Below are 13,671 nucleotides of genomic sequence, written 5' to 3'. Positions count from 1 at the left end.
ACTTGCCCACTATGTTCGGGTGGTCTACAGGGGTAGGACATGGTTTCGGATAGCAACCGGCTCATCGCAGCCCGCTACCAGTTAGTGCGTGAACTGGGCCGTGGCGGCATGGGCGTGGTTTGGGAAGGGCAGGACACCCTGCTCAACCGGCAGGTCGCCATCAAAGAGGTGCTGCTGCCCGACGGGTTGTCACCGGGCGAGCAGGAGCGCCAGCTCTTGAGGACCGCCCGCGAGGCCCGTACCGCGGCCAAGCTGAACCACCCCTCCGTCGTCGCGATCTACGACGTCGTCGAGGAGGGCGGCCGGCCGTGGATCGTGATGGAGCTGCTGCGCCACCCCACGGTCGAGGAGGTGGTCCTCACCTCGGGCGCGCTCCCGGTGCGGGAGGCGGCCGACCTGGGCCGGCAGGTGCTGTCCGCGCTGAGGACGGCCCACGAGGCGGGCATCCTGCACCGGGACGTCAAGCCGGCCAACATCCTGCTGGCCGACGACGGCCGGGCCGTGCTCATGGACTTCGGCATCGCCCAGGTGGAGGGCGACCCCTCGCTCACCAAGACCGGCATGGTCACCGGCTCGCCGAGCTTCCTCGCCCCCGAGCGGGTCCGCGCCGAGAACGCGGGGCCGCCCTCCGACCTGTGGTCGCTGGGCGCCACGCTGTACGCGTGCATGGTGGGGCGCTCGCCGTTCGAGCGGGGCGACCCCATGTCGACGCTGAACGCGCTGCTCAGCGAGGAGCCCGACTACCGCAGGATCCCGCCGGCCATGCACCCGGTTCTCAAAGGCCTGCTGCAGAAGGAGCCGGAGCAGCGGGTGAACGCCGAGGAGGCCGACCGGCTGCTCGCCGCCATCCTCGCGACCAGGCCCGCGTACGACGACCGGGACGTGCCGGAGAGGAAGCCGGGCGGAGGCCGGGGACGGACCCTGCTCGCCGCGGCCGCGGCCGCGGTGGTGGTGCTCGCGGGCGGCACGGTGGCGTACTTCAAGCTCGCCTCCCCGGCGGAGGGCGCGCCGCGCGCCACCGCCCAGCCCGCCGCCGCGACCAGCCCGCTCACGCCGACGGCCGCGCAGACACCCGAGCCGAGCGCCACGCCCACCCCGACGCCGACCGTGACGCGGGCCGTCCCGGTCATCCGGATGTGGAAGTCGCGCGACGGCTGGTCGATCATGCGGCCGACCGGCTGGCGGGGCGCGCTCAGCGAGGCGTACACCGAATGGACCCGCAGGGACAGGACCGCCCACTTCGGTGTCGAGGCCGTCTACTCCCGCACCGACCCGAACCAGGTGCTGCGCGACTCTGAGGAGACGGTCAAGCAGAACGCCCAGGACATCGTCAACCGCGGCCGCAGGATGGTCGTGCACCAGGGCACCAAGGCCGCGGAGTGGGAGTTCTCCTGGACCGCGGGCACCGGGGGCGACGCCCGCTGGGTCACGCCGGGCACCCGGTACCACGAGGTGCGCAGGGTCGTGGCGATCGGCGACGCCGCGTACATCCTGTCCTGGACGGCCACCGAGGCCCAGTGGATGCGTAACAAGGGGCTCATGCGTCAGGTGATCAACAGCTTTACTGTGGGGGCATGACCCCCTGGAACCTGCTCGCCCTGCCCCCGCTCCCCGAGGAGCTCCTGCGTCATCTGCTCGCCCCGCTCGGCGACCAGGTGACCGTACGTGTGCCCGCGGCCCGCGACAGGGACGCCCTGCTGGCGGCGCTGCCCGAGGCGGAGATCGTGCTCGGCGACTGGACGGGCACACTCGCGCTGGACGCCGAGGCGGTCAAGGCGGCGCCGCTGCTGGCGTTCGTGCAGCAGCCGTCCGTGGGCGTGGACGGCCACGACCTGGACGCCCTGGCGCAGGCCGGGGTGCCGCTGGCCAACACGCCGGGCGTCAGCGCGGTGGCGGTCTCGGAGTGGTGCCTGGCCGCAACCCTGTCCCTGTCGCGGAAGCTGGCCGCCGCCGACGCCGCCGTACGCGCGGGCGAGTGGCCGCAGCAAGGCCTGCAGCCCCACGAGCTGCGCGGACGCCGGGTCGGCATCGTCGGCTACGGCGCGATCGGCGCCACCAGCGCGGAGATGTTCCGCGCGCTCGGCTGCCACGTCTCCTACTGGACCCGCACGCCCCGCGAGGACCCGGCCTTCGAGGACCTGACGACGCTCATCTCCTCCAGTGACGTCGTGGTCGTGGTGATCGCGCTCTCGGACGAGACCCGAGGTCTGGTGGATCCCCGCCGCATGAAGCAGGGCGCGCTGCTCGTGAACGCCGCGCGGGGCGGCGTCGTCGACCAGCAGGCGCTGGTCACGGCCCTGCGCGAAGGCCATCTGGGCGGCGCCGCGCTCGACGTCTTCGACGTGGAGCCCCTGCCCGCGGACGACCCGCTGCGTGACCTGCCGAACGTCCTGCTGTCGCCGCACGTCGCGGGCGTCACGCCGGAATCCACCGGCCGCCTGCTCACGGCCACCCTGGACAATCTCGGCGCCGCCATAGAGGGCCGCGAGGTGCAAAACGTGCTCAACGCGGCATCCCCGATGATCTCCAGGAAGTTTACGCAATCGCCTACCACATAGGCATTTCACCTGGCACTATGAACAGTTTTCGTGTCTTTAACGACCCCGGTCTGTTCGAGGTAGCTCGTGAGAGATACCGTCTTACGCGACGATCTCTACCAGCTCAAGGGGGGTGCTTACGCAGTGACGACGAAGATGTCGACACACCAACGGGCAGTAGAGCAGATCCGGCAGTCGTACGCCGAGATTCCGGGCGGTGCCGCCCCGCGCCTGGCCAAGTCCACGTCCAATCTCTTCAGGTTCCGCGACCCCGGCAGGACGGCCAAGCTGTCGGCCAGGGATCTCGACGAGGTCATCAGCGTCGACCCCGAGACCATGACGGCCGAGGTCCAGGGCATGACGACATACGAGCACCTGGTGGACGCCACGCTGCCGTACGGGCTCATGCCGTACGTGGTGCCGCAGCTCAAGACGATCACGCTCGGCGGCGCCGTCACCGGCCTCGGCATCGAGTCGACCAGCTTCAGGGACGGCCTGCCGCACGAGTCGGTGGAGGAGCTGGAGATCCTCACCGGCGACGGCCGCGTCATCGTGGCGCGCGAGGACAACGAGCACCGTGACCTCTTCCGGTCGTTCCCCAACTCCTACGGCACGCTCGGCTACGCCCTGCGCATCAGGATCAAGCTGCGCAAGGTCCAGCCGTACGTGCACCTCACGCACGTCAAGTTCACCGACGCGGCCAAGTGCATGCTGGCCATGCAGGAGATCTGCGACAGCATGGTGCACGACGGCGAGAGCGTCGACTTCGTCGACGGCGTCTTCTTCAGCCCGCAGGAGATGTACATCACGCTCGGCCGCTTCGCCGAGCGCGCCCCCTACGTCTCCGACTACACCGGGATGCGCATCTACTACCAGTCGATCAGGCAGCGCAACCGCGACTGGCTGACCATCCGCGACTACCTGTGGCGCTGGGACACCGACTGGTTCTGGTGCTCGCGCGCGTTCGGCGTGCAGCAGCCCGTCGTCCGCTCGCTCATGCCGCGCCGCTGGATGCGCTCCGACGTCTACCGCCGCCTGGTGGCGCTCGACAGGAAGTACGGCCTGACCGCCCGCATCGACAGGTGGCGCGACCAGCCCGTGCAGGAGTCCGTCATCCAGGACGTCGAGACGCCGGTGGAGCGAGGGGCGGAGTTCCTGGAGTTCTTCCACGACAAGGTGGGCATGACACCGGTGTGGATGTGCCCACTGCGGTCCGGCTCCCGCTGGCCGCTCTACCCTCTGGAGCCGGGCAGGCTCTACGTCAACTTCGGGTTCTGGGGCATGGTGCCACTGCCGCGGGGGCAGTTCGACGGCTACTACAACCAGCTGATAGAGCGAGAGGTGCACGAGCTCGACGGCCACAAGTCGCTCTATTCGACCTCGTTCTACGCTCGCGAGCAGTTCTGGGAGCTGTACAACGGCGACGCCTATTGGCCGGTCAAGCGGGAATACGACCCGAACGGTCGCCTGCTGGACCTGTACGAAAAGTGTGTACGGGGAAGGTGAGCAATCTTGGCTCTTGCATCCATCTTTGAGAAGATCGTCGGCACGGGTGCGAACGTCGCGTTCCAGGCGTACGACGGCAGCAAGGCGGGGCCGGATGGGGCCGACCTCGGCATCGAGGTCAAATCACCCATCGCGGTCGCCTATCTGGCGCAGGCGCCGGGCGAGCTGGGCCTCGCCAGGGCGTACATCTCCGGCCACCTCGACGTGCACGGTGACCTGTACACGTTGCTCGACCGCATGTGGAACATCACCACCAACGACCTGACCACCCAGGAGAAGCTCGCGGCCGTCCGCGCCCTGGGCGTCAAGCCGCTCCTCATGCGCGTGCCGCCGCCCCCGCAGGAGATGCGCCAGAGCGCCCTGGCCAGGCTGGGCTCCCGCCACGCCAAGCAGCGTGACGCGGAGGCCATCCACCACCACTACGACGTCTCCAACCGCTTCTACGAGTGGGTCCTGGGGCCCTCGATGGCGTACACGTGCGCCGTGTTCCCCTCGGAGGAGGCGACGCTGGAGGAGGCCCAGTTCGCCAAGTTCGACCTGGTGGCACGGAAGCTCGCACTCAAGCCCGGCATGCGCCTGCTCGACGTCGGCTGCGGCTGGGGCGGCATGGTCATGCACGCCGCCAAGCACTACGGCGTCAAGGCCCTCGGGGTGACGCTGAGCAGGCAGCAGGCCGAGTACGCGCAGAAGGCGATCGCCGAGGCGGGTCTGCAGGAGCTGGCGGAGGTCCGTTTCATGGACTACCGCGACGTCAAGGAGACGGGCTTCGACGCGGTCAGCTCGATCGGCCTGACCGAGCACATCGGCAAGGCGAACCTCCCCTCCTACTTCTCCTTCCTGTACAGCAAGCTCAAGCCGGGCGGGCGGCTCCTCAACCACTGCATCACCCGGCCGACCGGCAAGGAGAAGACGTTCAACAAGGGCGGCTTCATCAACCGGTACGTCTTCCCCGACGGTGAGCTGGAGTCGGTCGGCTGGCTGGTCAGGCAGATGGAGGACCTGGGCTTCGAGGTCCGCCACGAGGAGAACCTCAGGGAGCACTACGCCAAGACGCTGCGCCACTGGTGCGACAACCTCGACGCCAACTGGGACGACGCGGTCGAGGAGGTCGGCATGGGCACGGCCCGCGTCTGGGCCCTGTACATGGCGGGCTGCATCGTGGGCTTCGAGCGCAACAAGGTCCAGCTCCACCAGGTCCTGGGCGTGAAGCTCGACAAGAACGGCCACTCCGGCGTCCCGCTCCGCCCGGCCATCGACTGGCCGTGATCGCAGTTTCAGATGAGGCCCCGACGCTCACGCAGCCGGCGTCGGGGTGCTCTCACTCGACGTAAGAGTGCCCTCGCCAGCAGGGGTTCAACGCGCCGGCTGCTTCTCCTTGGCGTGCTTGCCGCGGCGGAGGACTGACCGGTGGTCACATGACGACGCCGTCGGCCAGGGCTTCGAGGGTGCCCGTGAGAGCGGTCCAGCTCACCTCGGCGTCCCGCGTGCGCCCGTGCGGCGAGCGGAACCACGCCACGAGCTCGGACACGTCATCCAGGGCCCAGCGCAGCCGGTAAAGCTCCAGAATCGCGCGGCTCGGCGTGTGGCCGGTGGCGTCGGCGTACCGGGCGAGGTCGTCGGCGTCCCTGGCCACCAGCCACAGGTCGCGCTCGGGCGGGGCCAGCCCGACCGTGTCCCAGTCGACCAGCAGCCGGCGCTCGCCGGAGCGCAGCAGATTGCCCGGGTGCGGCTCGCCGTGTGTCACGACGGGCTCGCCGGTGTCCGCCGCCATCCGGTCGAACTCCGAGAACCTGCGGCGCAGCGTCCCGGCGTGCTCGGCGATCAGCTCCCTGGCGGGCTCCGCGTACGGGCCGCCCAGCCAGGGCGGACCCGGGTCCTGGAGCGCCTGGTCCAGCCCCGCCCGGCCCGAGAGTTCGAGCGGACGCGTGGGCGTGGAGAGGGGCGGCGGGGTGGCGTGGAGGGCGGCGAGCAGGTCGATGACCGCGGCCCGGTCCTCGGCCGTCCGCTCCTGCCCGAACTCGCCGGAGGTCCCGTCCAGGAAGGGGAAGACGCTCATCGCCCACCGGTGGCGGTCGAGCCGCAGGAGCGTCGTGCCGTCGGCCGCGCGCAGCGGCGCCAGCACGAAGTCGAGCCCGGCCTCCTCGCGCAGCGCCGCCGCCGTGTCCATGGCCAGCCGGAGCCCGTCGAAGCTGCGGCGGCGTACGTCCGCGACCGTGATGAACCACCGCCCGTCGGCGATCCAGTGGAAGTCGCCGAACCCCACCGGCGCGTAGTCCAGCGCGCCCGCCTCGATGCCCCACGCGCCGAGCGCGGGCCGCAGCAGCTCCTCGTCGCACGAATCCGGGCGATCTCGCATGCGGCCACGCTATCGAGGCCGGAGGGGTCAGTTCAGCTGGATGAGCAGCTCGATGGCGGAGCGCGCGTCGCTCACCGTGTGATCCGCCACGACTCCGCCGGTGACGCCCCGGTCGATCCAGATGGTCCGCAGCCCCGCGTCCCGTCCGCCCGCGATGTCCTTCCCGGGGTCGTCCCCGACGACCCAGCCGCCGGAGTGCAGAGACGCGCCGCACCTGCGGGCGGCGATCTCGAAGAGCCGCACATCGGGCTTCCGTACGCCCTCCGCCCCCGAGATCGCCCACCCGTCCACCCGGTCCACCATCCACGGCACCGCCTCTTCGCCCAGCCCCCGCTGCGCGGCGAACTCGGCGGCCCACAGCCTGAACGCGCCCAGCCGGTCGATCAGCGTGTTGTCCAGGTCGAAGAGCACAAGAGGCCGCGTCGTGGGGCTCGGGCCCGCGGGCAAGCCGGTCAACGGAGTTCGCGCTTGAGGATCTTGCCCGTGGCGGTCATGGGCAGCGAATCGCGGAACTCGACGATCCGGGGGTACTTGTAGGCCGCCATGTTCTCCTTGGCCCACGCGATCAGCTCGTCCTCGCTGATCGTCGAGCCGGGTGTGCGGATGACGTACGCCTTGATCTCCTCGCCGTGCGACTCGTTCGGCACCCCCACCACGGCGGCCAGCGACACGGCCTCATGGGTCAGCAGGACCTCTTCGAGCTCGCGCGGATAGACGTTGAAGCCGCCGCGGATGATCATGTCCTTGGCCCGGTCGATGATCGAGTAGTAGCCGTCCGCGTCACGGGTCGCGATGTCGCCCGTGCGGAACCAGCCGTCCTTCATCACCTCGGCCGTGGCCTCGGGGCGGCCGTAGTAGCCCTTCATGATGTTGTGGCCGCGGACGGCGATCTCGCCGGGGCCCTCGCCCTCGACGGTCTTCCAGTCGCCGTCGATCAGCTTCATCTCCACGCCCCAGATGGGGAAGCCGATCGTGCCGGGCTTGGTGGGGCGGTGGATCTGGTTGAAGCTGGCCACCGGCGACGTCTCCGACAGGCCGTACCCCTCCAGGATGCCGATGCCGAAGGTGCGCTCGAAGTCCTTGAGCACCTCCGCGGGCGAGGACGCGCCGCCCGCGACGGCGACGCGGAGGGTGCGGGGCACCTCCGCTCCCTCCGCGTGGATCGTGGTGAGGAGGCCCCAGTACATCGTCGGCACGCCGGCGAAGAAGGTGACGCTCTCCTTGGCCATGAGCGCGAGCGCCTCGCCCGGCTCGAAGCGCGGCATCAGCACGACGGTCGCACCGCGCAGGAAGCCGGTGTTCATGACCACGGTCTGGCCGAAGGAGTGGAACAGCGGCAGCACCGCGAGATACGTGTCGCCGCCGTCGGTGCGGGGGAACATCTTGTCGTTGACCATGGCGTTCAGCAGCATGTTCTGGTGGCTGAGCTCGGCGCCCTTGGGCTGTCCCGTGGTGCCCGAGGTGTAGAGGATCACCGCGGTGTCGTCGGGGGCCGTCTGCACGGTCTCGAACTCGCTCGCCATGCCGCCCAGCGCCGCCCAGATCGACTCGCCGTACGGGGACTCGGTCGCGAGCGGGGTGGCGGGCAGCACGAAGAAGTGCTCGCAGCCCGGCGCCGCCTCGAAACCCGCCTTGCCGCGCTCACCCAGCGGCAGCTCGGGCGTGCCCTCGAAGCAGAACAGCGCCTTGGCGTCGCTGTCCTCAAGGTGGTAGGCGATCTCCCGCGACTGCAGCAGCACGTTGAGCGGCACCACCGTGGCCCCGGCCTTCAGGATGCCGAAGTAGACGAACGGGAAGTACGGCAGGTTCGGGCACGCCAGCGCCACCTTGTCCCCCTTGCCGACACCCCGGGAGACCAGCAGGTTCGCGACCTGGTTGGCGACGGCGTCGATCATGGAGTACGGGAGCCGCATGTCGCCGAAGACGACAGCCGTACCGTCGGGGGTGTTCCTGGCGCTGTCCTCGAGGACGATGGACAGGTTCAGCATGACGCCTTCCTCCTCTAAGCCGGGCTTCGAGCGCCATCCTTGCAGCCCTCCCATACCGACCGGTAGGGGCAAGTTGGCACCGCCCCTGTGGTGTTCCGCTGAACGCGGACCACCATAGGTAAAGCGAGGTCACAACTGCATATGGACGCGTCCGCCCGCCTGGAGTAAGCAAGTACCAAGTTACTTGGAGGAGCCATGGAGTACGACTACGTGATCGTAGGAGCGGGGTCCGCGGGGTGCGTGCTGGCCAACCGGCTCTCGGAGGACCCCGGCGTGTCGGTCGCGCTGGTCGAGGCGGGCGGGAAGGACGACAAGCTGGAGATCCGCATGCCCGCGGGCTTCGCCAAGCTCTTCAAGACCGACTACGACTGGAACTACACGACGGCCAAACAGGGCGAGATGTCCGGCAGGAAGCTCTACTGGCCGAGAGGCCGCGTGATCGGCGGCTCGTCCTCGCTCAACGCCCAGATGTGGGTGCGCGGCTGCCAGCGCGACTACGACCAGTGGGGCGTTCCCGGCTGGTCGTACGACGACGTCCTGCCGTACTTCACCAGGGCCGAGCACCGCGTCGGCAGCAACGAGGGCGACGTCTACGGCACCTCGGGGCCCCTCTACATCTCCGAGCTGCGCAGCCCCAACGTCACCACCGCCGCCTTCCTCAGGGCCTGCGAGGAGCTCGGCCTGACCCGCCTCGGCGAGCTGAACGGCCGCTCCAACGAGGGCTGCTCTCCCACGCCCGTCACCCAGTACCGCGGCCGCAGGTGGAGCTCGGCCGACGCCTACCTGCGCCCGGCCGCGTCGCGGCCCAACCTCCAGGTGATCACCGGGGCGACCGTGGACCGGGTGGTGTTCGACGGCAGGCGCGCGACCGGCATCGAGCACAGCGGGGGCGCCCAGGTCAGGGCCAGGAGGGAGGTCATCCTGGCCGCCGGCGCGATCGGCTCGCCGTACCTGCTGATGCGTTCGGGCGTGGGCGCGCCCGGCGAGCTGCGCGACGCCGGGGTCGCGATCGTGCACGAGCTGCCCGAGGTCGGCAAGAACCTGCAGGACCACCTCTCGAGCGGCGTGTTCGTCGAGTGCAAGCAGCCGGTGACGCTGACCAAGGCCGAGTCGATCAGCAACCTGCTGCGGTACATCGTCCTGCGCTCCGGCATGCTCACCACAAACGTGGGGGAGGCCGTCGCGTTCATCAGGACCTCGCACGAGGAGCCCGCGCCCGACGTCGAGCTGATCTTCGCTCCCGTGCCGTTCGTCGACCACGGGCTCACCCCGCCGACCGGCCACGGGCTCACCGTCGGCGTCGTGCTGCTGCAGCCGGAGAGCCGCGGCAGAGTCGGGCTCAACGGCAGGGACGCCGTCATCGACCCCGCTTACCTGACCGCGGAGGCCGACGCCAAGCGCCTGGTCGCCGGGCTGAAGATGGCCAAGCAGGTCTTCGCCACGGCGGCGATGGAGCCGTACGCGGGCGGGCCGATGGCGCCGTACTGGGCGCCGGAGAGCGACGAGGAGCTGGCGCGGTGGGTCCGCGAGCGCGGCGAGACGCTCTACCACCCGGTCGGCACCTGCCGCATGGGGACCGACGACGCGTCCGTGGTCGACCCCTCGCTCCGGGTGCGCGGCGTCGAAGGGCTCAGAGTGGTGGACGTCTCGATCATGCCGACGTTGAATCGCGGACATACTCACGCACCGGCCATTATGATCGGCGAGAAAGGCGCTGATTTGATAAGGAAGGCGCCTTAAGTCCCTTGACGTAAGTGGTTACTTGCAGAAGGCTTGGGTGGTATGACGCTGACCGCGGACCTGGACCTGTCGCAGATCCCGTTCTGGGGTCTGCCACAGGCCGAGCGTGCAGAGGCCTTTCGCAGGCTGAGGCAGATGGACCACCCGGTCTTCATGCGGGAGCAGGTCGTGCCGTTCGTCGGCGGCGGCCCGGGCTTCTACGCGCTCGTACGCCACGCCGACGTGATCGAAGCCAGCAGGAACGCGGCCGTGTTCAGCAGCGAGCCGTGCTCCAACAGCATTCCCGACATGCCGCGCTGGCTGAGCCAGTACTTCGGCTCCATGATCAACATGGACGACCCCCGGCACGCCCAGTTACGCAGGATCGTGTCCAGGGCGTTCACGCCGCGCATCCTGTCGAAGATGGAAGAGGACCTGGCCAGGGCCGCCGCCGAGATCGTGGACAAGGCGATCGAGGACGGTCCGGGCGACTTCGTCGCTCAGGTGGCCGCCCGGCTTCCCGTGCGGGTGATCTGCGACATGATGGGGATTCCGCCCGAATCTCATGACATGGTCCTGCAGAACACCAACATCATTCTGGGCAACACCGACCCCGAGTACACCGGCGTCGCCCCCGACCTCACCCGCCGCAACGTCGCCAAGGGCCTGGCCAAGCTGATGCGCGCCGGCTACTCGCTCAACCGGCTGGCCGCCCGCCTGGGCGACGAGCGGCGCAAGCGGCCCACGGGCGACCTGGTGAGCCTGCTGGTCAACGGCGAGGAACGGCTCACCCCGCAGCAGCTGGGCTCGTTCTTCATCCTGCTCGTGGTGGCGGGCAGCGAGACCACCCGCAACGCGATCGCGCACGGGCTCAAGCTCTTCACCGACCACACTGACCAGCGCGCGATCCTGATGAACAACTTCGAGGGCCACATCGTCTCCGCGTGCGACGAGATCATCCGCTACGCCACGCCGGTGATCCAGTTCCGCCGCACGCTGACGCAGGACCACGAGATGAACGGCACTCGGTACAAGAAGGGCGACAAGGTTCTGCTCTTCTACAACTCCGCCAACCGCGACGAGGCGGTCTTCTCGGACCCGGACGCGTTCGACATCACCCGCGACCCCAACCCGCACGTCGGGTTCGGCGGCCCCGGGCCGCACTACTGCCTGGGGGCGCACCTGGCGCGCAGGGAGATGACCGTGATGTTCCGGGAGCTGTACACCCGGCTGCCGCACATCAAGTCCGTGGGGGAGCCCGACTACCTGCTGTCCAACTTCATCAACGGCATCAAGCACATGCGCTACACCTTCTGACCGGCGCCAGATCTCCTCACTGGTACTCCTGAGGCGGGCCGAATGCTAGGTTTCGCATTCATGGAGATCAGGACTATCCACGCCAACGGTGTGGAGTTCGCGTATCTGACGGTTGGTGAGGGGCCGCTGGCGCTGTGCCTGCACGGCTTCCCCGACACGGCACACACCTGGCGGCACCTCATGCCCGCGCTGGCCGAGCGCGGCTACCGCGCGGTCGCGCCGTTCACGCGCGGTTACGCGCCCACCGAGGTGCCGGCCGACGGCGCGTACGAGGACGCCGCGCTGGTCGCCGACGTCCGCGCGCTGCACGAGGAGCTCGGCGGCGACCAGGACGCGGTCGTCATCGGGCACGACTGGGGCGCCTTCCCCGTGTACCACCTGGCCGGCCGCTTCCGCCGCGCGGTCACGCTGGCCGTGCCGCCGCCCGGCGCGCTCGGCGCCGGTTTCCTGGAGTACGACCAGCTCAAGCGGTCCTTCTACGTCTTCCTCTTCCAGACGTACCTGGGCGAGGCGGCCGTCGCGACCCCCGGCTTCCTCGAGAACCTCTGGCGCGAGTGGTCGCCGGGGTACGACCCGAGCGAGGACCTGGAGTTCGTACGGCGCAGCATCGGCGAGCCCGCCAACCTGAGCGCGGCACTCGGCTACTACCGGGCCATGCTCGGCACCACGCCGCCCTCCGGCCGCTACCCGGCGCTGGAGGGCGGCATCACCGGCCCGGTCCTCTACCTGCACGGCGCTCAGGACGGGTGCCTGAGTCCCGAGCTGGCCAAAAACGCGCTGAGCCACCTGCCCGCCGGCTCACAGGCGTTCCAGGTGCCGGGTGCCGGGCACTTCCTCCATCTGGAGCGCCCGGCCGAGGTCAACCGCCTCATCCTGGACTGGCTCGGCGCCCCGTCCGCAGCCGAGATGACCCAGGTCCGGCCGCTGGGGTTCACCTCCTGAGGCGGCGGCGCCCGGTGCCGTCGCCGGTCACCTCCGCGCTTTCCTGAGGACCGCGATGACGGGGTGCCGCCCCGACAGGCTGACCCGCACCGCCTCCTCCACCGCGAACCCCGGCGGGATCTCGTCGTGCACCAGCGCCACGGCCACCCCGTCGTCGGCGAGCACCCGCCGGACCTCCCGCCACAGCGGGCCGAGGTCCCGGGCCAGCAGCCCACGCGGCGGCACCTGCCGCCCCCAGGGCGGGTTCACCAGCACCCGGTCCGCGCCCCCTCCGGCCATGGGAATCCGCCCGGCATCCGCCGCGGCCCACCCGAACGACGCCCGGCCTTCCGCGCTGCGCGGATTCGCGAAGAGCCCGCGCCCCTTGCCGTTGTCCGACGGGTGCGCGGCGCGCTCTCCGTGGAAGCATCCGGCGGGGGGCGGTGCGCTTCCGGCGGTCCGGGCGTTGGAGGCCGCCGCGTGCAGGGCGGCGGGGTCGTGGTCGAAGCCCAGCAGGCGCGCGCCGGGCGCCAGCGCGTGGGCCTCGATCAGCGTGGTGCCCGCCCCGCAACACGGGTCGAGCACCGTCCCGGCATCCCCGAGACGGGCCAGCGCCGCCATGGCCGCGGCCACCGGCGGGTGCAGCGTGCCCCGGATCGAGGCCGTCTTGTACGCCCGCCGGTGCAGCGGCCGCGCCGCCGGCCTCAGCGCGATGAGCGCCTGGTCGCCCTCGATGGTGACCCGCCACGACATGGCGTCCCGAGGCGGCCGTGCTCCGTCCTTCCTGGAGTGGTACGGCAGCCGCAGCGGCCGCGCCAGCTCGGCCCCCACCGCGTCCTCGATCTCGAAGCGGGTGTAGTTACGGCGCCCGACGAACGAGGCCGACACCTCCACCGCACTCCCCGGATGCGCGAACCCGTCCACATCCATGGCGCGGACCGCGCGCGCCAGCCGGCGCAGCGCGGAGCGGTCGTGACCGATCCCGTCCACCACGGCGGCGGCGAGCAGCAGATCGTCCGCCGTCCGCAGGCTCATCAGGTCGGCCCCCGGCGAGGCCTCGAACCAGACCTCGCGATGGCGCACCCCACGCACCACGCCCAGCCGGGAACGTCGAATCTCCGTGGCCACCAGGGGCTCGATGCCATGCACGGCCCTGGCCACAGCAAACGTATGCAACTGTCCTTCTCCCACGTCGCGACCCGGGACGGCGCTTGCTCAGCCGTCCCGCATCGCCGGCGGTGGGGTGCTCCGCGACCCGCCGGCGGATCGCTAGCGTCGGTAGAAGAACGTCACGCGCGTCACCCTAGGGTCTGCCGCCCGGCGGGGG

The 13,671-nt window shown here is 70.1% G+C and carries 11 protein-coding genes; 7 read left to right on the top strand and 4 right to left on the bottom strand.

Annotated elements, in window-relative coordinates:
* The first annotated feature begins 39 nt into the window (after positions 1-39).
* The 4 genes from ABD830_RS20085 to ABD830_RS20070 all read left to right on the top strand — a co-directional run bounded on the left by ABD830_RS20085 (position 40) and on the right by ABD830_RS20070 (position 5,309).
* Entirely contained in the window at positions 40-1,578 is a 1,539-nt protein-coding gene (locus tag ABD830_RS20085; RefSeq protein ID WP_344989302.1) for a serine/threonine-protein kinase, read from the top strand.
* Positions 1,575-2,558: an NAD(P)-dependent oxidoreductase gene (locus ABD830_RS20080; RefSeq protein ID WP_344989300.1), complete on the top strand. Its 984-nt coding sequence runs from the start codon at positions 1,575-1,577 to the stop codon at positions 2,556-2,558. The genes ABD830_RS20085 and ABD830_RS20080 overlap by 4 nt, the downstream gene beginning before the upstream one ends.
* Positions 2,559-2,693: 135 nt before the next feature.
* The gene (locus ABD830_RS20075) at positions 2,694-4,043 is read left to right on the top strand and encodes an FAD-binding oxidoreductase (protein ID WP_344992929.1); all 1,350 of its coding nucleotides are present in this window, start codon (positions 2,694-2,696) and stop codon (positions 4,041-4,043) included.
* Between the two features lie 6 nt (positions 4,044-4,049).
* The gene (locus tag ABD830_RS20070; RefSeq protein ID WP_344989298.1) at positions 4,050-5,309 is read left to right on the top strand and encodes a class I SAM-dependent methyltransferase; all 1,260 of its coding nucleotides are present in this window, start codon (positions 4,050-4,052) and stop codon (positions 5,307-5,309) included.
* Between the two features lie 145 nt (positions 5,310-5,454).
* Here the strand turns inward: ABD830_RS20070 and ABD830_RS20065 are convergent, their stop codons facing one another.
* The 3 genes from ABD830_RS20065 to ABD830_RS20055 are packed head-to-tail and all read right to left on the bottom strand — an operon-like array spanning position 5,455 to position 8,387.
* On the bottom strand, positions 5,455-6,399 hold the full coding sequence (locus ABD830_RS20065) for a phosphotransferase (protein WP_344989296.1): 945 nt from the start codon (positions 6,397-6,399) through the stop codon (positions 5,455-5,457).
* Between the two features lie 27 nt (positions 6,400-6,426).
* Entirely contained in the window at positions 6,427-6,810 is a 384-nt protein-coding gene (locus tag ABD830_RS20060) for an HAD family hydrolase (RefSeq protein ID WP_344989293.1), read from the bottom strand.
* A 41-nt stretch (positions 6,811-6,851) separates the two neighbouring features.
* Positions 6,852-8,387: a long-chain-fatty-acid--CoA ligase gene (locus ABD830_RS20055; protein ID WP_344989290.1), complete on the bottom strand. Its 1,536-nt coding sequence runs from the start codon at positions 8,385-8,387 to the stop codon at positions 6,852-6,854.
* Between the two features lie 195 nt (positions 8,388-8,582).
* On the opposite strand from ABD830_RS20055, the gene ABD830_RS20050 reads away from it, so the two are divergent.
* Genes ABD830_RS20050 through ABD830_RS20040 form a run of 3 tightly spaced genes read left to right on the top strand, consistent with a single transcriptional unit; the run spans position 8,583 to position 12,365 of the window.
* On the top strand, positions 8,583-10,127 hold the full coding sequence (locus ABD830_RS20050) for a GMC family oxidoreductase (protein WP_344989287.1): 1,545 nt from the start codon (positions 8,583-8,585) through the stop codon (positions 10,125-10,127).
* Between the two features lie 42 nt (positions 10,128-10,169).
* Positions 10,170-11,423, top strand: a complete 1,254-nt coding sequence (locus ABD830_RS20045) for a cytochrome P450 (protein WP_344989284.1) — start codon at positions 10,170-10,172, stop codon at positions 11,421-11,423.
* A 60-nt stretch (positions 11,424-11,483) separates the two neighbouring features.
* A complete protein-coding gene (locus tag ABD830_RS20040; protein WP_344989281.1) occupies positions 11,484-12,365 on the top strand; it encodes an alpha/beta fold hydrolase in 882 nt (293 codons plus the stop codon).
* 27 nt (positions 12,366-12,392) lie between these two features.
* Here ABD830_RS20040 and ABD830_RS20035 read toward each other — a convergent pair whose 3' ends face one another.
* Positions 12,393-13,520, bottom strand: a complete 1,128-nt coding sequence (locus ABD830_RS20035) for an RNA methyltransferase (RefSeq protein ID WP_344989278.1) — start codon at positions 13,518-13,520, stop codon at positions 12,393-12,395.
* Positions 13,521-13,671: the final 151 nt, after the last annotated feature.

The organism is Nonomuraea helvata, assembly GCF_039535785.1.
In the GTDB taxonomy this organism is placed as follows: Bacteria; Actinomycetota; Actinomycetes; order Streptosporangiales; family Streptosporangiaceae; genus Nonomuraea; species Nonomuraea helvata.
This window is presented reverse-complemented; position numbering and strand designations above follow the sequence as displayed.

Coding starts and splice junctions, on each gene's coding strand:
- ABD830_RS20085 (WP_344989302.1), top strand. CDS start 40: ATGGTTTCGGATAGCAACCGGCTCATCGCAGCCCGCTACCAGTTAGTG.
- ABD830_RS20080 (WP_344989300.1), top strand. CDS start 1,575: ATGACCCCCTGGAACCTGCTCGCCCTGCCCCCGCTCCCCGAGGAGCTC.
- ABD830_RS20075 (WP_344992929.1), top strand. CDS start 2,694: ATGTCGACACACCAACGGGCAGTAGAGCAGATCCGGCAGTCGTACGCC.
- ABD830_RS20065 (WP_344989296.1), bottom strand. CDS start 6,399: ATGCGAGATCGCCCGGATTCGTGCGACGAGGAGCTGCTGCGGCCCGCG.
- ABD830_RS20055 (WP_344989290.1), bottom strand. CDS start 8,387: ATGCTGAACCTGTCCATCGTCCTCGAGGACAGCGCCAGGAACACCCCC.
- ABD830_RS20050 (WP_344989287.1), top strand. CDS start 8,583: ATGGAGTACGACTACGTGATCGTAGGAGCGGGGTCCGCGGGGTGCGTG.
- ABD830_RS20045 (WP_344989284.1), top strand. CDS start 10,170: ATGACGCTGACCGCGGACCTGGACCTGTCGCAGATCCCGTTCTGGGGT.
- ABD830_RS20040 (WP_344989281.1), top strand. CDS start 11,484: ATGGAGATCAGGACTATCCACGCCAACGGTGTGGAGTTCGCGTATCTG.